At 29.5% G+C, this 20958-nt stretch carries 21 protein-coding genes; 8 read left to right on the top strand and 13 right to left on the bottom strand.

The genetic code is table 11. From position 1 onward, the window contains the following. The first annotated feature begins 30 nt into the window (after window positions 1-30). Window positions 31-633: a spore protease YyaC gene (gene yyaC, locus ACREVX_RS10130; RefSeq protein ID WP_431544069.1), complete on the top strand. Its 603-nt coding sequence runs from the start codon at window positions 31-33 to the stop codon at window positions 631-633. Window positions 634-668: 35 nt separating this feature from the next. Here the strand turns inward: yyaC and ACREVX_RS10125 are convergent, their stop codons facing one another. The 13 genes from ACREVX_RS10125 to rpmH form a co-directional block, all read right to left on the bottom strand. After that, complete coding sequence (locus ACREVX_RS10125; protein WP_431544068.1) at window positions 669-926, bottom strand: YkuS family protein; 258 nt, start codon at window positions 924-926, stop codon at window positions 669-671. A gap of 107 nt (window positions 927-1033) precedes the next feature. Then, window positions 1034-1558, bottom strand: a complete 525-nt coding sequence (locus ACREVX_RS10120; protein WP_431544067.1) for a DUF4446 family protein — start codon at window positions 1556-1558, stop codon at window positions 1034-1036. 39 nt (window positions 1559-1597) lie between these two features. Beyond that, complete coding sequence (locus ACREVX_RS10115) at window positions 1598-2446, bottom strand: ParB/RepB/Spo0J family partition protein (RefSeq protein WP_431544066.1); 849 nt, start codon at window positions 2444-2446, stop codon at window positions 1598-1600. Between the two features lie 5 nt (window positions 2447-2451). Then, on the bottom strand, window positions 2452-3219 hold the full coding sequence (locus ACREVX_RS10110; protein WP_431544065.1) for a ParA family protein: 768 nt from the start codon (window positions 3217-3219) through the stop codon (window positions 2452-2454). 178 nt (window positions 3220-3397) lie between these two features. Further along, entirely contained in the window at window positions 3398-4177 is a 780-nt protein-coding gene (gene noc / locus ACREVX_RS10105) for a nucleoid occlusion protein (RefSeq protein WP_431544064.1), read from the bottom strand. Window positions 4178-4399: 222 nt separating this feature from the next. Further along, window positions 4400-5119, bottom strand: coding sequence for a 16S rRNA (guanine(527)-N(7))-methyltransferase RsmG (rsmG, locus tag ACREVX_RS10100; RefSeq protein WP_431544063.1), 720 nt, complete (start codon window positions 5117-5119; stop codon window positions 4400-4402). 66 nt (window positions 5120-5185) lie between these two features. Next, window positions 5186-7081, bottom strand: a complete 1896-nt coding sequence (mnmG, locus tag ACREVX_RS10095; RefSeq protein WP_431544062.1) for a tRNA uridine-5-carboxymethylaminomethyl(34) synthesis enzyme MnmG — start codon at window positions 7079-7081, stop codon at window positions 5186-5188. Window positions 7082-7089: 8 nt separating this feature from the next. Continuing rightward, window positions 7090-8466: a tRNA uridine-5-carboxymethylaminomethyl(34) synthesis GTPase MnmE gene (gene mnmE / locus ACREVX_RS10090; RefSeq protein ID WP_431544061.1), complete on the bottom strand. Its 1377-nt coding sequence runs from the start codon at window positions 8464-8466 to the stop codon at window positions 7090-7092. A gap of 216 nt (window positions 8467-8682) precedes the next feature. Continuing rightward, window positions 8683-9309 carry an RNA-binding cell elongation regulator Jag/EloR gene (gene jag, locus ACREVX_RS10085; protein ID WP_431544186.1) on the bottom strand — a complete coding sequence of 209 codons (627 nt, stop codon included), beginning with the start codon at window positions 9307-9309 and terminating at the stop codon, window positions 8683-8685. A 47-nt stretch (window positions 9310-9356) separates the two neighbouring features. Next, window positions 9357-9977, bottom strand: coding sequence for a membrane protein insertase YidC (gene yidC / locus ACREVX_RS10080; RefSeq protein WP_431544185.1), 621 nt, complete (start codon window positions 9975-9977; stop codon window positions 9357-9359). Window positions 9978-10045: 68 nt separating this feature from the next. Continuing rightward, the gene (gene yidD, locus ACREVX_RS10075; RefSeq protein WP_431544060.1) at window positions 10046-10255 is read right to left on the bottom strand and encodes a membrane protein insertion efficiency factor YidD; all 210 of its coding nucleotides are present in this window, start codon (window positions 10253-10255) and stop codon (window positions 10046-10048) included. After that, on the bottom strand, window positions 10227-10598 hold the full coding sequence (gene rnpA / locus ACREVX_RS10070) for a ribonuclease P protein component (RefSeq protein WP_431544059.1): 372 nt from the start codon (window positions 10596-10598) through the stop codon (window positions 10227-10229). The genes yidD and rnpA overlap by 29 nt, the downstream gene beginning before the upstream one ends. Before the next feature lie 52 nt (window positions 10599-10650). After that, a complete protein-coding gene (gene rpmH / locus ACREVX_RS10065; protein ID WP_071614800.1) occupies window positions 10651-10785 on the bottom strand; it encodes a 50S ribosomal protein L34 in 135 nt (44 codons plus the stop codon). A 543-nt stretch (window positions 10786-11328) separates the two neighbouring features. On the opposite strand from rpmH, the gene dnaA reads away from it, so the two are divergent. The 7 genes from dnaA (at window position 11329) to gyrA (ending at window position 20482) form a co-directional block, all read left to right on the top strand. Beyond that, window positions 11329-12681 (top strand): chromosomal replication initiator protein DnaA, encoded by a 1353-nt coding sequence (gene dnaA, locus ACREVX_RS10060; RefSeq protein WP_431544058.1) that lies wholly within the window; start codon window positions 11329-11331, stop codon window positions 12679-12681. Window positions 12682-12952: 271 nt separating this feature from the next. Continuing rightward, window positions 12953-14062, top strand: a complete 1110-nt coding sequence (gene dnaN, locus ACREVX_RS10055; protein ID WP_431544057.1) for a DNA polymerase III subunit beta — start codon at window positions 12953-12955, stop codon at window positions 14060-14062. 42 nt (window positions 14063-14104) lie between these two features. Then, complete coding sequence (locus tag ACREVX_RS10050) at window positions 14105-14311, top strand: RNA-binding S4 domain-containing protein (protein WP_216305208.1); 207 nt, start codon at window positions 14105-14107, stop codon at window positions 14309-14311. A gap of 148 nt (window positions 14312-14459) precedes the next feature. Then, window positions 14460-15551, top strand: a complete 1092-nt coding sequence (recF, locus tag ACREVX_RS10045) for a DNA replication/repair protein RecF (protein WP_431544184.1) — start codon at window positions 14460-14462, stop codon at window positions 15549-15551. 40 nt (window positions 15552-15591) lie between these two features. After that, window positions 15592-15855 (top strand): extracellular matrix regulator RemB, encoded by a 264-nt coding sequence (gene remB, locus ACREVX_RS10040; protein ID WP_216305206.1) that lies wholly within the window; start codon window positions 15592-15594, stop codon window positions 15853-15855. 20 nt (window positions 15856-15875) lie between these two features. After that, entirely contained in the window at window positions 15876-17780 is a 1905-nt protein-coding gene (gene gyrB / locus ACREVX_RS10035) for a DNA topoisomerase (ATP-hydrolyzing) subunit B (RefSeq protein ID WP_431544056.1), read from the top strand. 134 nt (window positions 17781-17914) lie between these two features. Then, the gene (gene gyrA / locus ACREVX_RS10030) at window positions 17915-20482 is read left to right on the top strand and encodes a DNA gyrase subunit A (protein WP_431544183.1); all 2568 of its coding nucleotides are present in this window, start codon (window positions 17915-17917) and stop codon (window positions 20480-20482) included. The last annotated feature ends 476 nt before the right edge of the window (window positions 20483-20958 follow it).

The raw sequence follows: 20958 nt of genomic DNA, 5'->3' as shown, positions 1-20958 counted from the left end.
GGTGGCTAAAATCCAAATAGGAGGTTTTTTATGATAGATAAAGTTATTTTAGATTCACTGTCCAAAGAATGCACTTTTAAATTAAGAGATGTTATTAGTCAATATATTTATCCCATAGCTAACTCATCACGTCCTATAGTTGTTTTGTGTATTGGCACAGACAGATCTACTGGTGATAGTTTAGGTCCACTTGTTGGAAATAAGCTTAAATTTTTAATTAGAAACAAAGTTCATATCTACGGTAGTCTTGAATGTCCCATACATGCTAAAAATTTATGTGAAACAATTGATGAAATTAATTTTACATATACTAACCCTTATATTATTGCCATTGATGCGTGCCTAGGAAGCTTGCAAAATGTTGGAAAAATAATTATTGAAGAAAAACCACTCAGCCCTGGTGCTGCAATGAACAAAGATTTACCTAAAGTAGGAGACCTCAGTATAACCGGAGTTGTAAATATAGCTGGGGCCTTTGAATTTATGGTTCTTCAAAACACAAGATTATTTACAGTAATGGCGCTTGCCGATGCTATCTCAAAAGGTTTGTATCATTCAATACTCAAAACTTTAGGTGGAAATCAATTCGGTTCCATTTATGATAATTTCAACATAAAGGACGTTGAAGGGTAATTTATATTATCATATAAAAAATAGTTCAATATTTTTTAAAATATTGAACTATAAACTCTATTATCTAAAATATATTCTATTTCTTCAATGGTTTTGCTTCCAATATCAATAATTAATGTTCCTTCTCTTTTTATGTTGCTCTGCATATTCAAACTTTTAAGCCCACTATCTTTAAGGTTGCATATTATTGCATCACAACTAGTATTATAATCACTATTGTTTACAACTGTATAGCCCCTTTTATTTAATTGATCTTGCAAATATTCAAGTTCTTTCGAAATCCATATTACCATAAGAAACCTCTTTTACTTTTAGTATACCCAAAATTTATTTTTTATTACAATAAAATAAGGATTAAATTAATAATCATTAATTTAATCCTTATTTTTATTTTTTATTTTTATTTCTTCATTACTGCAGCTTGTTCTAACACTTTACTTTCTTCTTGTGACAATTCATACCTAGATATTCCTTTATTTATAGGTTTAGCATATATAGTACTCTCGTTGCGGCCATAGATACTAGTTAGCATGATTCCATTACCATTTCCATCAAGCAATGCTATTGAGAAACTTAGGTCGCTCCCAACATCATCAAAGGCTTTATATCTTACCATTGAAGCCTTTTGAACACATTTTTTCACAGCACCATTTACTTGTTCATATAAATGCTTCATAACATCACATTGATCTTTAACTTCACTCATTTCCTCTTTAACCTCATCAATTTTATCTAAATAAGAAACAACCATATCTTCTAAATTATTTTTATTTACGCCTCTCATCAATCGTCTATATCTTTTTTCTAATCTATTTAAAGATGAATATGTAATTACAACAATTGAAATTAATATAAGTACAATAATCATAAGTGCTATTATTATATATGCCTGAAAATTATTTATAAAGTTAATTATGTTCTGCATTTCGAATTACATCCTCTCCATAATGTTTCACGTGAAACATTATATGTTTAAAATTTCTAAAATTCTTTCAAATTCTTCTTCTGAATAATACTCAATTTCAATTTTACCTTTGTTTTTGCTTTTAGAGTTTATTAAGACCTTAGTGCCAAAACGGTTTTCTAGTTTATTCATTATATCCTTATAATATATATCATTTTGATTTTTTAATACTTTTTCTTTCTGCTCATTCCCAAAGTTTTTTACTATTTTTTCTGTTTCCCTGACATTAAGACTTTCATCTATAACCATTTGAGAAATTTCGTATTGAAATTGCTTATCCGATATTCCCAGTATTGCTCTACCATGTCCCTCTGAAATCACTCCATCTATTATATAATCTTGAACTCTTTCATCTAAATTTAATAATCTCATACAATTTGTTATGGTCGTTCTTGATCTAGAAACCTTCTTACTTATTTCTTCTTGAGTAAGATTAAACTCCGTTAATAGTTTTTTGTAAGCTATTGCTTCCTCAATAGGGTTTAAATCCTCCCTTTGAATGTTTTCTATTAACGATATTTCTAATACTTCTTTATTGTTTATATTCATAACAATTGCAGGTATGTCTACAAGCCCAATACTTTTAGCCGCTCTAAATCTTCTTTCCCCTGCAATAACTAGATATATATCATCTTCTTTATTCAAAATAATAGGTTGAATAACACCATGCTCTTTTATTGATTCTGCAAGTTCAGATATTTTTTCTGGATCAAAGCTTTTTCTAGGCTGTTCTTTATTAGCTTTAATTAAATTCATAGGTATTTTATAAATTGTTGAACCATCCTCTATGATCTCTTCTTCTGGTATTAACGCTCCTAAACCCTTACCTAATCCAAATTTTTTACCCAATTTTATCATCTCCTTTGTCTATCTAAAAACTCATCCGCTAATTTTTTGTAAGCATCCGCACCTTTGCAATTATCATCATATAACATTATCGGTAATCCGAAACTTGGAGCTTCAGCTAGCCGCACATTTCTAGGTATTGTTGTTATATATACTTTATCATTAAAGTACTTTTTCACTTCTGAAACAACCTCATTACATAACTTCGTCCGATTATCATACATACTTAGTATTACACCTTCTATCTCTAAGTTTTTATTTAGAGATTTTTTCACTAACTGAATTGTAGTTACTAATTGTCCAACACCTTCTAACGCATAATACTCACATTGGATAGGTGTAAGCACACTACTAGCAGCAGTAAGTGCATTTATAGTTAGTATTCCTAGAGAAGGTGGGCAATCTATAAAAATATAATCGTATTCTCCTTCAATTTCTTTAAGTTTATCTTTTAGTATATTTTCTCGATCACTCCTACCAATTAATTCTACTTCTGCACCCGCAAGCTCCATAGTAGATGGTACTAAATAAAGGTTGTTTACTAGCTCACACTCTTTTATAGTATCTCTAATGGAAATATCTGATGTTAGTAAATCATATATTGATAATTTTATTTTTTTCTTATCAAATCCTAACCCACTTGTAGTATTTCCTTGAGGATCAATATCTACTGTTAAAACCTTTTTCCCTTGCATAGCTAAATAAGAGCATAAGTTTATATTTGTAGTAGTTTTACCTACCCCTCCCTTTTGATTAAAAATACATATGGTTTTCATGACTACACCTATCCTTTATAATTATTTATATTTCTACATTTTAGTATATTTATAATTTTATTTTGCTACATAGTCCATTATATATTTTTATTAAATATATTAATAGTATTTTCTTAAAGAATTAACAAAAAAATAAAAAAAGTAGAATGTTTCACGTGAAACATTCTACTTTTTTTATTTATTTTTTTGGTATTCTTATAATTACTTCTATACTATCTTCTAATTCCTTAGATTTATATTCAGCATTTATACCATATTTATCGAACACCTGTTTTATAGTATTTATGTAAACTCTAGGCGCAAAAATGCCTTTTATTTTTTTCTTACCAACAGTAGCTACTTCATCTCTACATAACTTCAATAATTCCTTTTCGATAAGCTCTTCCGCCTTTTTAACATTAAGTGATTTATCAACAATTACTTTAAGTACTTTCTTTTGAATATTTATATCAGGCAATCTAAGTAATGCCCTAGCATGTCTTTCAGTAAGTTTATGTTCAACTAAAATATTCGTTATTTGCTTATCCAATTTTAATAATCTTAATTTATTAGCTATAGTCGATTGTTTTTTTCCTATCATTTGTGCTAAATGTTCTTGCGTATAAGAATGGTCTTGGATAAGATTATAATAAGCCATAGCTTCTTCTAGAAAATTTAAATCTTCCCTTTGTAGATTTTCTAATAGTGCAATTGCTGCAGAATCTTTATCAGTAATATCTATTATAATTACTGGAACCTCTTCCAGTCCTATTTTTTTTGCAGCTCTTAGTCTTCTTTCTCCTGCCACTAGCTCATATCTATTTTCACCACTTTTTCTAACTGTAAGTGGTTGTATTATTCCGTAAGCTTTTATTGACTGAGATAGTTCTTCAATAGTTTCTTCATTAAAATGTTTTCTAGGCTGATAAACATTTGGAGAAATTAATTCTATAGATACGTAATTAACATTATTTTGCATAATATACCATCCCTCAATTTTTCCTTTTTACTTTTTGCTTTTCAATTTTACTAGTTATATCTTTTGTTTTTTACCTTTTATTAACAATTCTCTACTTATACCCTATTTCCTTCTTTTATTCCTATTATTTCGTACGACAAATTATAACATAAATCATCAACATATGTTATATCCTTTAATTACATAACATATTAAATCATCTCCTGCGAAGCTTAAATGTAGTTAAACTAAAGGATTTTTAGCTACCAACCCTGCTTTTCTAGGATAGTTTTTATTAGTCATAGCTACCTTTTTTATTATTACTAAATTATGATTTAAATCACTGTCCTCAATTTGAACTTTCTCTATATGTTCAATTCTCCCACCTAGCATTCTTATCGCATTTTTTGATAATTTAATCTCCTCTTCAACTGCAGGACCTTTCATTGCAACAAAATACCCACCAACTTTTACATATGGTATGCAGTATTCACTCAAAACTGTTAAATTGGCAACCGCTCTTGATACTGCAACATCAAATCTTTCCCTATACTGTTTTTCTTGTGCAAAATCTTCTGCTCTACCATGAATTGCTTTAATATTTTTTAAATCAAGCTGTTTTATTACCTCGTTTAAAAAAATAATCCTCTTATTTAGTGAATCCAATAACACTATATTAACTTCCGGTTTTATTATTTTCATAGGAATCCCTGGGAACCCTCCCCCAGTACCTATATCTATGACATTTTTAGCATTTTTAAGCTCATCAAATTTAAAAACCTTCATGGAATCAATAAAATGTTTTTTTATTATTTCTTCATCTTCTTTTATAGCAGTCAAATTTATTTTCTGGTTCCATTCCTTTATAAGATCTTTATACAAAATAAATTGATCGTATTTATATTTATCAAATTTAAGTTCTATATTGTTACTAGCCTCATTTAATATATCAAAGTATTTCATATTTCACCTCCGCATTATTTAAAAAGTTAATAAGTTTTATTTTGAAGTTTTTTACTATTTTTAAATCTAACCATTAGCTTTTAAGTTACTAATCCTCTTTTGTTGCTCAAGATATATCATTAAAACTGACATATCTGCTGGCGATACCCCTGATATTCTAGAAGCTTGACCTATACTTTCCGGTTTAATTTTACCTAATTTTTGCATAGCTTCTATTCTTAACCCTTTTATGCTATCATAATTAATATTTTTTGATATAATCTTGTTTTCAAACTTTTTAAATTGTCTAATTTGCTCTAATTGTTTTTGAATATATCCTTCATATTTAGAGACAATATTAACTTGTTGCTCTACATATTTATTTAATATAGGCCTATCGACATCTAGTTTTTTAACTATATAATAATCAAGTTCAGGTCTTTTTATAAGTTCATATAAGCTAATAGGTTTCTTTAATGGCGTAGAATTACAAGAAATTAAGAATTCCTCTATTTCCTTCTTATTTGTTATTTGTAAATGTTTTATTCTTTCAATTTCTTTTTCTAGTTGTATCTTCTTTTCCTTAAATATTTCATATCTATCTTCCTTAACAAGACCCACGCTATGTCCTATTTCAGTTAATCTTAAATCAGCGTTGTCTTGTCTTAATAATAACCTATACTCCGCTCGTGATGTCATCATTCTATATGGTTCATTAGTACCTTTAGTAACCAAATCATCAATTAAAACACCTATATATCCATCAGATCTTTTTAGTATTAAGGGCTCTTTATTTTGAACGCTAAGCGCAGCGTTAATTCCTGCAATAATACCTTGAGCTGCAGCTTCCTCATATCCTGAACTTCCATTTATTTGGCCCGCTGAGAATAATCCAGTAATATTTTTAAATTCTAGCGAAAGTTTTAAATCAGTAGAATCTATGCAATCATATTCTATAGCATAAGCTGTTCTCATAATTTCTACATTCTCAAGTCCTGAAACTGTTTTTAACAGTTCTACCTGAATTTCCTCAGGGAGTGAACTAGACATACCTTGAACATACATCTCCTGCGTATTCTCTCCTTCAGGTTCTATAAATATTTGATGCCTTTCCTTATCTGTAAATCTCATTACTTTATCTTCAATAGATGGGCAATATCTAGGCCCAGTACTTTTAACCGATCCATTGTATAGAGGTGATCTATTAATGTTTTTCCTAATTACATTATGCGTATCCTCATTGGTATATGTTAAATAGCAAGATAACTGATTGCGACTTATATCTCCACTAATAAATGAAAATGGCACTACCTCATCATCGCCAAGTTGCTCCTCCATTTTAGAAAAATCTACTGATCGTTTGTTAATTCTAGCTGGAGTTCCTGTTTTAAATCTTCGAAGTGTTATTCCAATCTCAGCAAGCGAATTAGATAGTTCACTCGCCGGTTGTAGTCCACTTGGTCCTTCACTATAACTAAGATCCCCAATTATAATATTTGATTTTAAATACGTTCCTGATGCTATAACAATAGCCTTAACCCCAAAATATGCATCATTTTTAGTAAGTATACCCTTAACTTTTCCATTCTCAACGTCAATAGAAACTACTTCTAATTGCTTTAATTGTAAATTTTCTTGTTCCTCGATTACTTTTTTCATCCTTTGTCCATATGCTTTTTTATCTGCTTGAGCCCTTAATGAAAACACAGCTGGCCCTTTAGATTTATTTAACATTCTAGATTGTATATATGTATTATCAATATTTACTCCCATTTCACCACCAAGAGCATCAATTTCCCTTACTAAATGGCCCTTAGCAGTGCCCCCTATATTAGGGTTACATGGCATTAAAGCCACGCTATCTAAATTTATAGCACAAATTAAAGTCTTGCATCCTATTCTTGCAGATGCAAGTGCCGCCTCACACCCTGCATGACCAGCTCCAATAACTACAACATCAAAATTTCCTGCATTATATTTCATATTTATCCCTACTTTCCTAAACAAAATTCTGCAAATATTTTATGTATAATATCTTCTTCTAAAGCCTCCCCAGTAATTTCTCCTAAATTTATCCACGCACTTCTTATATCGATTGATGCAAGATCAATAGCTGATGTATATTTCAATGCATCTAAGGACGATTCCAAATTTTCATTTGCCTTTATTAAAGACTGCTTATGTCTATTGTTAGTAATAAACACACCTTCAGTTTTAATTTCACCATTAAAGAATAAATCTTTTATATATTCTTTAACATAATTTAACCCATTACCTGTTTTTACTGAGATATTAGTAATATATTTTGAATTTATATTTTTTAATTCTTCCATCTCTATTTTACCACCTAAATCACTTTTATTTAATAGTACAATACATTTTTTTTCTTTAATATATTCTATAATTTCTCTGTCCTCATTATTTAACTTATTACTTGAATCTAATAATAAAATAACTAGATCAGCCTCGTCTATCTTTTCTTTTGATTTTTCTACTCCTATTTTTTCAACTATATCTTCTGTTTCACGAATACCCGCAGTATCTACTATTTTAATTGGTATACCTTCAATACTAATATACTCTTCTATTGCATCACGTGTTGTTCCCGGAACATCTGTAACAATAGCTCTTTTTTCTTTAAGTAAAGCGTTAAGAAGTGATGATTTACCTACGTTAGGTTTACCCACTATTACAGTACTTAAACCTTCTCTTAAAATTTTACCCTCGTCTGCAGTACTCAGTAATGTACTAATTTCATTAACTATTTTAAAAACGTCAAGTCGAACTTCTCCCGCTGTTACTTCTTCGATGTCCTCTTCAGGGTAATCAACAGTAACCTCTATATGCGCAATTATATCAAGTAATTTATTTCTTATAATCTTTATTTCCTTGGAAATAGAACCTTCTGATTGCAAAAGAGCTGACTTCATACTAAGTTCTGTTTTTGCTCTTATTATATCTATAACTGCTTCCGCCTGACTTAAATCAATTCTACCATTCAAGAATGCTCTTTTAGTAAACTCGCCTGGTTGTGCCAAACGCGCTCCTGAGCGAATAATTTCTTGTAGTATCCTATTAGTTCCAACTACTCCACCATGACAGTTTATTTCAATTGTGTCTTCTGCTGTAAAACTTTTAGGCCCTTTCATATACGAAATAATAACCTCATCTAGCTTACTACCACTTTTATCAACTATATGACCATATCTCATGGTGTAAGATTTAAAATCATGAAGTTCCCTATTATTTTTACCTATAAATACACTTGAAACTATATCTATAGCTCTATCACCAGAAACTCTAATTATAGATATACCGCCTTCTCCTATACTAGTTGCTATCGCAGCTATAGTATCAAATTCTTTCATAAAATGTGACCTCCTATTTTTATAATTATCTATTATTATATCCTATCTAAATAATTTATACATATGTAAATCCATTAATTATTACTATCTTATTATTAGTATTTTAATTACATTCTTAAAATTCAAGACTCGTTACTTAACGCATATGCGTCACCTTTGAAACTTAAGAATATGATTAATATTATACTTACTTTTATAAATTTAAAAAGAAAGCCCTTAGGCTTTCTTTAAATCTACTACAACTCTTCTATAAGGTTCCTCACCTTCGCTAAAGGTATAAACATATGTATCATTTTGAAGAGATGAGTGTATTATTCTTCTCTCGTAAGGGTTCATAGGCTCAAGCTTTAATACTCTGCCACTAACCCGTACCTTATAGGCAATTTTAGATGCAAGTCTTTTTAAAGTTTCTTCTCTTTTTGCTCTATAATTTTCAGTATCGAGTATTACTCTCTTATATTCTTCATCATGATTTTTATTTACAACTAAACTTACAAGGTATTGAAGGGCATCTAAAGTTTCGCCTCTATATCCTATTAATAGTCCCATATTAGGTCCAATTAAATTAATTTTAATCTCGCTGCCTTCTTCTTTAAGATTTACTTCTGCGTTCATACTCATAGAAAGTAATATTTCCATTAAAAAACTTTCAGCTTCATTTAAACTATTCCTTTTAACCGTAACTCTAATTTTAGCAGGTTTTACCCCTATAATATTTAAGAAACCTTTACTACCTTCGTCTATAGTTTCTACTTTAACTTTATCTATAGTAACTTTTAATTCTTTTAATGCATTATTAATTGCATCGTCTACATTCTTCCCCATAACCTCTATAATATTAATATCCCAATACACCCGCCTTTCTAAATATCTAACTTAGGCACTTGTGTTTAAACTTTTTTTGGTTCTTGGGTAAGTTCCATTTTATTTATAACTAGAGACTGAACAACTTGTACTAAACTATTCATTACCCAATATAATACTAATGCACCTGGAAAATTAAGACTCATTACTCCCATAAAAATAGCCATTCCAGTTGTCATTGTTGAAGATTGTTTAGATTGAGCTCCACCACCAGGTGGTTGCATAAGTTTTGATGAAAAATATGTTGTAACTGTAGATAATATTGGTAATATATATATAGGATCAGGTTTTGTTAAATCTACCATCCATAAGAAACCAGCTCCTTGCATGTCTAAATTTCTAAACAAACTATATAAAGCAATTAAGATAGGCATTTGTATAAGCATTGGTAAACATCCACCCATTGGATTTACTCCATTTTCTTTATAAAGCTTCATTACTTCTTGCTGAGACTTTTGCGGATCTTTTTTATATTTTTCTTGAACTTTTTTCATCTCTGGTTGAATCGCACCCATTTTAGCTGTTGATTTTAGCTGTTTAACACTTAAAGGCAACAATATTAATCTTATTAGTATCGTAAATAAAATTATTGATAATCCAAATGATAAATCATTATTTGGTATAACTGCATGTACGCCACTATGCATAAAGTAAAAGAATTTTGAAAGCGGCTCAATTATAAAATTTAAATTCAAGTTCAAAACCTCCCAAATGTTTATTTAACTGGATCAAAGCCGCCCTTATTATACGGATGACATCTGAGTATTCTCTTTATTCCCATGACAGAGCCTTTCATTGCTCCATATTTTTCAATAGCTTCTAAAGCATATTGAGAACATGTAGGATAAAATATACAACAAGGCCTCTTAAAAGGTGATAAATACTTTCTATAAGACTTAATACCCATTATAAGTATTTTTTTCATTATTAATTAAACCGGCTTTCTTAATTAATTTTGTAAGTGCAGCCTCAATTTCTTTATAAGTCTTAGTATTAGAAGGATTTCTTGCAATAAACACCAAATCATGCCCTGTCTTTAATCCTTCATTATTAAGTCTATAGCTTTCACTTATAAGTCTTTTAACTCTTCCGCGGATTACACTGTTTCCTACCTTTTTACTCACAGATATTCCACATCTATTAATATCTTTACTATTTTTGTAAATATATAATACTAATAATATGTTAGAAAAAGATTTTCCTTTTCTATATACTGTTCTAAATTCAGTATTCTTTCTAATCCTGTATTTCTTGACATCAATTTTCATATTAGCCGCCCTCTTTTCCGCAAATTGCAGAAAAAGGCCACATTAGCGGCCCTTATGCTGTCAATCTTTTTCTACCTTTTTGTCTTCTTTTTTGAAGAATATTTCTTCCAGAAGCGGTTTTCATTCTTTTTCTAAATCCGTGTTCTTTTTTTCTTTGTCTTTTTTTAGGTTGGTAAGTCATGAACATATCTACTACACCCCCTTCTATTAACCACTGCACTATACAAATCATTACGCATTCGCATATTTATGGTTTTACTATTAGATTATATAGTCACATCATCCTAATGTCAAGGCAAGCATTTTTATTAATATTGTTGATATTTTTTATATTTATATGTTTTTTTGTGGATAACTTCTTGAACACCTTGTTATTTTTTGATATTATATAAGAATGTACTGTGAATAACCTAATAAATAATAAAGTTATTCACAACTTGTGGACAAAACTGTGAATAACTATTACAATATTGTACTAAACCTCTTTTAAATTATCTATTTGAGCTGTATTGGTTGCTTTATTCCTTTTTTAACCTGTTAATAATTTTTTTTTTTTATTGTTAACAATTTAAACTTTTCCAAAAGTATAAACATAGTTATTAACTTGTGGATATTTTTAATTCCATTTATCAACAACCTACAATATATTAATTTTACTGTTTATAACCTTGTTTATATATTGTTAGTTTTTACATAAAAATTTTTTTTGAATTGAACTGGAGGGTAGAAAATGAGCACCCAAATTAAAGATATCTGGGAAAAAACCTTGAATATAATAAAAGGTGAACTTACAGAAGTAAGTTTTAATACTTGGATTAAAAGTATAGAACCTATGACCTTAGATAATAATACTTTTAAGTTAGGTGTTCCTAATAATTTTACTAAAGACATTCTCGAAAATAGATATAAGGATTTAATAATGAACGCTGTTAAATTACTTACTTCTAAAACATATAAAATAGAATTCTTTATATTATCTGAAGAAGTAGCTGAAATTGAGTCGCCTAAAGTAAAACGAGAATCACAAAGACATAACTTAACAGTTAATGATGAGATGTCTGCAACACTTAACCCCAAGTATACCTTTGATTCTTATGTCATAGGTAATAGTAATAGATTTGCTCACGCTGCGTCTCTTGCTGTAGCTGAATCTCCTGCTAAAGCTTATAATCCATTATTTATTTATGGAGGGGTTGGTCTTGGAAAAACACATTTAATGCATGCTATTGGACATTACATATTAGCAAATAACCCAAAATCTAAAGTTGTTTATGTTTCTTCCGAAAAATTTACGAATGAACTTATTAATTCTATTAAGGATGATAAAAACGTAGAATTTAGAAATAAATATAGAAATGTAGATGTACTTCTAATTGATGATATACAATTTATTGCTGGCAAAGAACGTACCCAAGAAGAATTCTTTCACACATTCAATGATCTTCACGAAGCAAATAAGCAAATCATATTATCTAGTGATAGACCTCCAAAAGAGATACCAACTCTAGAAGATAGGTTAAGGTCAAGATTTGAATGGGGACTTATAGCCGATATACAACCACCAGATTTTGAAACTAGAATTGCTATCCTAAAAAAGAAAGCTGACATAGACAATCTAAGTATTCCCAATGAGGTACTAGTGTATATTGCAACAAAAATAAAATCAAATATACGAGAACTAGAAGGTGCTCTTATTAGAATAGTAGCATTTTCTTCACTAACTAATAAAGAAATTGGAATAGATTTAGCATCAGAAGCACTAAAAGATATTATTTCCAGTAGAAATTCAAAGCAAGTAACTATTGAACTAATTCAAGACATAGTTTCAAGTTACTTTAATTTAAAAATTGAAGATTTTAAATCTTCAAGGCGAACTAGGAATATAACATTTCCTAGACAAATCGCAATGTATTTATGTAGAAAGCTTACAGATATGTCACTACCTAAAATAGGCGAAGAATTTGGAGGCCGTGATCATACTACTGTAATCCATGCATGTGAAAAAATATCTAACGGTCTTAAAGTAGATGAAAATCTTCAAGACAACATAGCTGAACTAACTAAAAAGATAAGTCAGAAGTAGAATAATTGAATTACTAACAGGTGTTAATACTATTTATATATAAACCTGTGTATAAAATAATACATAAAAACTAGCTGTTGATATTGTGGATAACTGTGATATTTTTTTGCATACTTATCCACAAATAGTTTCACCAAGTATTGTTACGGCGTAAAGGCTGAGATAGGTTTCTAACATATCAACAGCCCCTACTACTATTACTACTATAAATTATTATTATCTTACCTATCTTTTATCAATTTTCCAATGTGGATAAGGAGGCCTATTTTACATGAAATTTATATGTGAAAAAAGTATATTACAAGAAGCAATTTCAAACGTTCAAAAAGCTATTACTGGAAAATCAACTATGCCTGTACTTCAAGGAATACTTATAATTGCAAAAAATAAAGAAGTAACACTTATAGGATCAGATATTGATTTAAGTATTGAAGCCAAGATTACAGCTAATATTATTGAAGATGGAACTGTAGTCCTAGACTCTAAACTTTTTGGTGAAATTATAAGAAAGTTACCTAATAGTTCAATCGAAATAAGTTCAGCAGAAAACAACTCTATTAAAATAGTTTGTCAAAAATCATATGCAACTATAGTACATATGGATGGTGATGATTATCCTAATTTACCTGATATAATAGAAAATATGATTTTTTCAGTTTCTCAAAGGGTACTGAAAAATATGATGAGAGGTACTATCTTTGCAGTTGCTCAAGATGAAACTAGACCAATTCTGCAAGGAGTTTTATTTGAAATAAAGGATAAAAAACTTAATCTTGTAGCATTAGACGGATATAGAGTTGCCTTTAGAAGCGAAATCGTAGATAATGATTCTAGTATAACTGCTGTAATTCCAGGTAAAACATTGAGTGAAGTATCAAAAATACTAGAAGAAACAGACGAGAACGTTAATATAACTTTTACACCAAATCATATTTTATTTAATATTGGCAAGACTAAAGTTATATCAAGATTACTTGAAGGTGAGTTTATTAAATATAGTTCAATAATACCAGAAGAGTATAATTTGAAAATAACAGCTAAAAGACACGAATTATTAAGCTGTATCGAAAGAGCTTCACTTATGGCAAAAGAGGGAAATACAAATTTAGTTAAATTTAATATAGAAGAAGATATCATGATTATCACCTCCAATTCTCAATTGGGAAAGGCTAGAGAAGAAATAAATATAATTTTGCAAGGAGAGCCTCTTCAAATTGCATTTAACTCAAAATACCTAATAGAGCTTTTAAAAATAATGGAAGAGGAAGAAATCATTATGGAATTTTCTAGTGGTGTTAATCCTTGCGTTGTAAGAAACAAAGAAAAAAATAACTGTACATATATGGTATTACCAGTAAGAATAAGAGCAACAAATAATTAATTAAAGTTTATAAAAAAAATATAAAATAAAGGCGGTTTTAAAATGAATGAAATACAAATTGAGACAGGAATAATTAAATTGGATAATTTTCTAAAATGGGCTGGAATTGCATCGCTGGGTTCAGAGGCGAAAATTTATATAAAAAACGAAGAAGTTAAAGTTAACGGAAAAATAGAAACTCAAAGAGGTAAAAAATTAGTTGTTGGTGATATAGTTGAATTTAATAATGAAAAATACAAAGTAATTTAAAATGATTTAAAGCAATTTAAAATATAAATGCACCGGAAAATTTAAGATATTCTCCGGTGCTAAATTTATGTCTATAACAAAACAATTTATTTACGCATATAAAATAATAAAATTATATATATATGTTATAATCATAATAGGTGATTGGATGTTTGTAAAATATTTGAAGCTTAAAAATTTTAGAAATTATGGTGAATTAGTTATAGAATTAAATAAAGGTACTAACATATTTGTAGGAGATAATGCTCAAGGTAAAACAAATATTTTAGAAGCAATTTATTATTGCAGTTTAGCTAAATCCCACAGAACAAATAAGGATAAAGAATTAATTAATTGGAATGCAACAGATGCAAACATAAAAATTTATGTTTGTAAAACTAGACTCGATAAAAAAATAGAAATAAAAATTTTTAAAGAAGGCAAAAAAGGAGTTAATATAAACTCTATAAAAGTTCAAAAATTGTCCGAACTAATAGGAAGTTTCAATGTGATTATGTTTTCCCCTGAAGATTTAAATATTGTTAAAGAATCTCCATCATATAGACGAAGATTTTTAGATATAGAGCTGTGTAAGCTAAATAAACGCTATTATTATAGTTTAACTCAATATAAAAAAATTTTAAATGAAAGAAATTTAGCTGTTAAGAAATGGAATACAGATATTGATATTATAGATGTATATGATAAACAACTTAGTCATTTTGGTGCTATTATAATAAAAGACAGAGTTAATTACATAGAAAAATTAAACAAATTAGGAAAAATAATACATAGCAAAATAACATCAAATAGTGAAGTAATCGAAATTAAATATCTAACACCTATTAAGGATTTAGATAATATCGAGGAGAGCTTTTATTTGCTTTTATGCAAGAATAGGAAAAGAGATATAGAGACTAAAACTACATCAACAGGACCACACAGAGATGATTTTTCAATAGAAATTAATGGAGTCGATGCTAGAATATTTGGATCTCAAGGGCAGCAGAGAACTTGCATTTTAACCATTAAATTTGGAGCACTAGAAATAATAAAAGAAGTAACTGGAGAATACCCAGTATTATTACTTGATGATGTTTTGTCTGAACTTGATACAAAAAGGCAAGAATATATATTAAATTCTATAAAAGAAGTTCAGACATTGATTACATGTACCGGAGTCAATGGTATAAGAAAATATTTAAATTCTGAAAGTAAGATATTTGAGGTTATGTTAGGTGAATTAAAAGAAATAACATGATTTTTAGTAAAGTAAAAAGGATTATTAAGGAGGATATAATATGTTTTTACATTTGGGAGAAAATGTAGTAGTTCCTATAAAAGACATTATAGGCATTTTTGATATGGAAACTACTATGTACAGCTCTGACACTAATCAATTTTTAAGAATGGCTGAAGAAGATGGTTTTGTAGAAAGAATAACAAAGAATATTGTTAAATCTTTCGTAATTGCTGAAGTAGATAAAAAAAGCAAAGTATATCTTTCACCAATATCATCGCAAACTTTATGCAAGAGAACTGAAACTGTATATTATACGCTTTAAAGTGAATTAGGAGGATATACATGGAAAAAAATAATATTTATGACGAGAGTCAAATACAAGTACTTGAAGGATTAGAAGCAGTAAGAAAAAGACCAGGTATGTATATAGGTAGCACTAGTATACGTGGACTTCATCATTTGGTTTATGAAATCGTGGATAATAGTATAGATGAGGCATTAGCAGGTTTTTGTAAAAACATAAATGTGATGATACATGCAGACAATTCTATAACTGTTATAGATGACGGTCGTGGTATGCCAGTAGGAATACACCATAAAATGAAAATACCTACTGTAGAAGTTATAATGACTGTACTTCATGCAGGTGGAAAATTTGGTGGTGGAGCATATAAGGTATCAGGAGGTCTTCATGGTGTTGGATCATCTGTAGTTAATGCACTGTCAGTAGTTTGTGAAGTAGAAGTTAAGATTGATGGAAATATATGGAAACAAACATTCTCAAAAGGAAAAACTACTAGCACACTTATAAATATAGGTAAAACACAGGATCATGGAACAAAAGTATTTTTCACTCCTGATCCAGAGATTTTTGAAGAGATTAATTTTGATTATGAAATTTTATGTCAAAGATTAAGAGAACTAGCATTTTTAAATAAAGGATTAAATATAACACTTACAGATGAACGCGTAGATAAACATCAAGAATTTATGTATGAGGGTGGAATAAAATCCTTTGTAGATTATTTAAATAGAAATAAAGGAACAATCCATGAGACTATTTATATGGAAGGAAGCAGGGATGAGTATGTTGTTGAGATAGCTCTTCAATACAACGACACATATACAGAAAATATATTTTCCTTTGCTAATAATATAGATACGGTAGAAGGTGGAACACATTTAGTTGGTTTTAAAACTGCTTTAACAAGAGTAGTAAATGATTATGCTAAAAAATTCGGTTTCTTAAAAGATAATGATAAAAACCTTTCAGGTGAGGATGTACGTGAAGGTCTTACAGCAGTAATATCTATAAAGCTTACTGATCCGCAATTTGAAGGTCAAACAAAAACAAAGCTTGGTAATAGTGAAGTACGAGGCATAGTTGATAGCATAGTTGGTGAGGCTATTAGTAATGTTTTAGAGGAAGATCCACAACTTGGAAAAAACATTATAGATAAAGGATTAAATGCAGCAAGGGCTAGAGAAGCTGCTAAAAAAGCAAGAGAACTAACAAGAAGAAAGTCAATACTTGAATCGACTACACTTCCAGGGAAATTATCAGATTGTGCATCAAAAGATCCTATGGAATGTGAAATATATTTAGTCGAAGGTGATTCAGCTGGTGGCTCTGCAAAGCAAGGTCGCGATAGAAAATTCCAAGCTATACTTCCGCTAAAAGGAAAAATCATGAACGTTGAAAAGCAAAGAATTGATAAAATGCTTGCTTCCCTTGAAATAAGGGCTATGATAACCGCTTTTGGTGCTGGTATAGGAAAAGATTTTGATGTTAAAAAAATAAGATATGATCGTGTTATTATTATGACGGATGCTGATGTAGATGGTGCACATATTAGGACTTTACTACTTACATTCTTTTATAGATACATGAAGGAATTAGTAGAAGGTGGGCATGTATATGTAGCCCAACCCCCACTATATAAGGTGTCTAAAGGTAAAAAAGAGCATTATGTATATACCGATAATGAGTTACAAAATATACTTACTGAATTTGGTGGAAAAGATAGTAATACTGACATACAAAGATATAAAGGTCTTGGAGAAATGGATGCACATCAACTCTGGGATACAACAATGAATCCAGAAGAAAGAATTCTACTTCAAGTTAATGTTGAAGATGCAATGGCTGCTGATGAAATATTTACTATTCTTATGGGTGATAAAGTAGAACCTCGTCGCGAATTTATAAAAGAAAATGCCAAAAGTGTAGTTAACATAGATATATAGCTTAATTATCTACCAAGGTAGAATTATATATTTATTTATATAATTCTATTAAAATAATTACAGTCATCCATGGATAGTACCTTAATTGTTTTTGGGTTGACATTAAAATATTTTGTTTAAAGAGGTGTAACATGATTAATAATCTTGGAAAAATTTTACCTGTTGATATAAGAAAAGAAATGAAAAAATCTTATATAGAGTACGCTATGAGTGTTATTGTAAGCCGTGCTCTTCCAGATGTACGTGATGGACTTAAACCTGTTCATAGAAGAATATTATTTTCTATGCATGAACTAGGATTAACACCAGAAAAAGGATTTAGAAAGTGCGCTAGGATTGTTGGAGATGTTTTGGGTAAGTACCATCCACATGGTGATACAGCAGTCTATGGAGCACTTGTTAGAATGGCTCAAGACTTCTCTCAAAGGTGTACTTTGGTTGAAGGGCATGGTAATTTCGGCTCTGTAGATGGAGATTCAGCAGCAGCGATGAGATATACAGAAGCTAAAATGAGTAAAATCACAACTCAGATGCTTCGTGATATTAATAAAGAGACAGTAGATTTTATTCCTAACTTTGATGGAGAAGAAAAAGAGCCATCAGTGCTTCCTTCAAGATTTCCTAATCTTTTGGTTAATGGGTCAACAGGAATTGCTGTAGGAATGGCAACAAATATACCTCCACATAATTTAATAGAAGTTATAGATGGTGTGCTTATGGTTATTGAAGATGCAGAAGTTACTATAAGTGATTTAATGACAAAAATAAAAGGACCAGATTTTCCTACAGGTGGAATTATTCTAGGAAGAGCGGGAATAAAAAGTGCTTATGAAACAGGAAGAGGAAGAATACTCGTAAGGGCTAAAACAGACATTGAAGAGAACAAAGGTAGAAATTCAATAATAGTAACAGAATTACCTTATCAAGTTAATAAAGCAAAACTTATAGAAGGAATTGCTGATTTAGTAAAAGATAAGAAAATAGATGGTATATCAGATTTAAGAGACGAATCAGATAGAGAAGGTATGAGAATAGTTATAGAACTAAAAAGAGATGCAAATCCTAACATTGTGTTGAATAGGTTATTTAAACATACTAGGATGCAGGATACTTTTGGAGTTATAATGATAGCACTTGTAAATAATGAACCTCAAACTTTAAATCTAAAACAAGTTTTAGTTTATTACCTAGAACATCAAAAAGATGTAGTAAGAAGAAGAACTCAATTTGATCTTGATAAAGCACTAGCAAGAGCTCATATTTTAGAGGGCTTAAAAATTGCATTGGATAATATTGATGAAGTAATTCGTTTGATAAGAGCATCAAAAAGCATTAGTGAAGCTAAAGAAAGTTTAAGTAACGCTTTTGAATTATCAGAAAAACAAGCCACAGCTATTGTTGAAATGAGACTTGGAAGACTTACAGGACTTGAAAGAGGCAAGATTGAAGATGAGTATAATGAGCTAATGAAAACTGTTAATTACTTAAAAGGAATCTTATCAGATGAATCAATATTATTAACTATAATTCAAGATGAGCTTATAGAAATTAGGAATAAATATGGTGATACTAGAAGATCATCAATAGAAAAAAATCCATATAGCTTAGATGAGGAAGATTTGATTCAAGAGGAAGACGTTGTAATAACTCTAACTCATGCGGGTTATATAAAGAGATTACCAGCGGATACTTATAGCTCTCAAAAAAGAGGGGGTAGAGGTATACAAGGTGTTACTACAAAAGAAGATGATTTTGTAGAACATATATTTATAACTACTACTCATAATAATATTCTATTCTTCACAAACAAAGGAAAATCATTTAAATTAAAAGCTTACGAGATTCCTGAGGGTGGAAGAACGGCTAAGGGAACAAACTTAATAAATATTATACCTTTAGCTAGTGAGGAAAAAATCCAAGCTGTTATTTCTCTTAAAGAGTTTGCCCAGGATAATTATCTTGTAATGGGAACAAAACAAGGGTTAATAAAGAAAACATCGCTTGATAAATATTCTTCTATAAGGAAGAATGGTTTAAATGCAATAAATTTAAGAGAAGATGACGAGTTAATTGGAGCTGCAATAACCAATGGAGATAGTGAAATGCTATTTGTTACAAGGAATGGTTATTCTATAAGGTTTAGTGAAAAAGATGTAAGAGGTATGGGAAGAACTGCAACTGGAGTTAAGTCATTAACTTTACGAGAAGAAGATATTGTGGTTTCTATGAACATAGTTACTCCAGAAGAAGAACTTTTAGTTATAAGTGAAAATGGTTTTGGAAAAAGGACGTTAGTTTCAGAATATTCACTTCAACGAAGAGGTGGTAAAGGAGTAATAACTTACAAGGTATCAGAAAAAACAGGTAAACTTGTAGGTGCTAGAATAGTAAAAGATGGAGATGAAATGATACTTATAAACAGTAATGGTATTGTTATAAGATTAAATGTAGCTGGAATATCAACTACAAGTAGGAATACTATGGGAGTTACTTTAATGAAAAATGGAGCAGGAGATAACATAGTTGCTATTGCTAAAATAAATAGTAGTGATGTGATTGATGTTGATGAAACTTGTGAAGAAGGTGAAACTAGTTCTGTGCAAGGAGAAGTTTCTTCCAATGAAAATATTAAAGAAATTTACGTTGATGAGAAGCGTGAATCAGAATCATCTGATGAATCAGAGAATAAAATAGAAGAATAAAAAATAAAAATACCCATTTGAATAAATTCAAATGGGTATTTTAATTATATTACAGTAATATACAATATAATTAACCTAGTGTATCATGGCGGTTAAATTAGAGAAAAATAAAGATATAAATAGGTAAACAAGTATAATCTATAGAGAAATAGGAATACTTTAAATATAAGATTAAATAAATTTGATACAATACTCCTTGTTGTTATCAATTAGTTATAACAGTAGTTTAATTTTAAAGGTTAAATAATTTTCTAAGATCAAAACAATATAAAGATAATAGAAAAATATGTTGACATTATTAAAATTAAAGGTTAAAATAATAAAGGTCGTCACTTGATGACAAAACAAGTTGGTCTTTGAAAATTAAACAGAGAAATAGGTAAACTTAGCAAAATAATATTTTGCTAAACCAGTCAATTACTATAGAAAAGTAATATTAGTCGTAAGACTAAAAAGTATGTAATGAGCTTGAGTAA

This window comes from Clostridium sp. (genome assembly GCF_050717545.1).
In the GTDB taxonomy this organism is placed as follows: domain Bacteria; phylum Bacillota; class Clostridia; order Clostridiales; family Clostridiaceae; genus Clostridium_AD.
Note: the sequence above shows the minus strand (reverse complement) of the source record. Positions and strands in the feature narration are given on the sequence as shown.

Bases quoted from the DNA above. Each gene is read 5' to 3' on its own strand.
- ACREVX_RS10110 (WP_431544065.1), bottom strand. From the start codon at position 3,219: ATGAAAACCATATGTATTTTTAATCAAAAGGGAGGGGTAGGTAAAACT.
- rpmH (WP_071614800.1), bottom strand. From the start codon at position 10,785: ATGTTCATGACTTACCAACCTAAAAAAAGACAAAGAAAAAAAGAACAC.
- noc (WP_431544064.1), bottom strand. From the start codon at position 4,177: ATGCAAAATAATGTTAATTACGTATCTATAGAATTAATTTCTCCAAAT.
- yidD (WP_431544060.1), bottom strand. From the start codon at position 10,255: ATGAAAAAAATACTTATAATGGGTATTAAGTCTTATAGAAAGTATTTA.
- rnpA (WP_431544059.1), bottom strand. From the start codon at position 10,598: ATGAAAATTGATGTCAAGAAATACAGGATTAGAAAGAATACTGAATTT.
- ACREVX_RS10125 (WP_431544068.1), bottom strand. From the start codon at position 926: ATGGTAATATGGATTTCGAAAGAACTTGAATATTTGCAAGATCAATTA.
- yidC (WP_431544185.1), bottom strand. From the start codon at position 9,977: ATGCATAGTGGCGTACATGCAGTTATACCAAATAATGATTTATCATTT.
- ACREVX_RS10120 (WP_431544067.1), bottom strand. From the start codon at position 1,558: ATGCAGAACATAATTAACTTTATAAATAATTTTCAGGCATATATAATA.
- dnaA (WP_431544058.1), top strand. From the start codon at position 11,329: ATGAGCACCCAAATTAAAGATATCTGGGAAAAAACCTTGAATATAATA.
- dnaN (WP_431544057.1), top strand. From the start codon at position 12,953: ATGAAATTTATATGTGAAAAAAGTATATTACAAGAAGCAATTTCAAAC.
- rsmG (WP_431544063.1), bottom strand. From the start codon at position 5,119: ATGAAATACTTTGATATATTAAATGAGGCTAGTAACAATATAGAACTT.
- yyaC (WP_431544069.1), top strand. From the start codon at position 31: ATGATAGATAAAGTTATTTTAGATTCACTGTCCAAAGAATGCACTTTT.
- remB (WP_216305206.1), top strand. From the start codon at position 15,592: ATGTTTTTACATTTGGGAGAAAATGTAGTAGTTCCTATAAAAGACATT.
- ACREVX_RS10050 (WP_216305208.1), top strand. From the start codon at position 14,105: ATGAATGAAATACAAATTGAGACAGGAATAATTAAATTGGATAATTTT.
- mnmE (WP_431544061.1), bottom strand. From the start codon at position 8,466: ATGAAAGAATTTGATACTATAGCTGCGATAGCAACTAGTATAGGAGAA.
- gyrB (WP_431544056.1), top strand. From the start codon at position 15,876: ATGGAAAAAAATAATATTTATGACGAGAGTCAAATACAAGTACTTGAA.
- recF (WP_431544184.1), top strand. From the start codon at position 14,460: ATGTTTGTAAAATATTTGAAGCTTAAAAATTTTAGAAATTATGGTGAA.
- mnmG (WP_431544062.1), bottom strand. From the start codon at position 7,081: ATGAAATATAATGCAGGAAATTTTGATGTTGTAGTTATTGGAGCTGGT.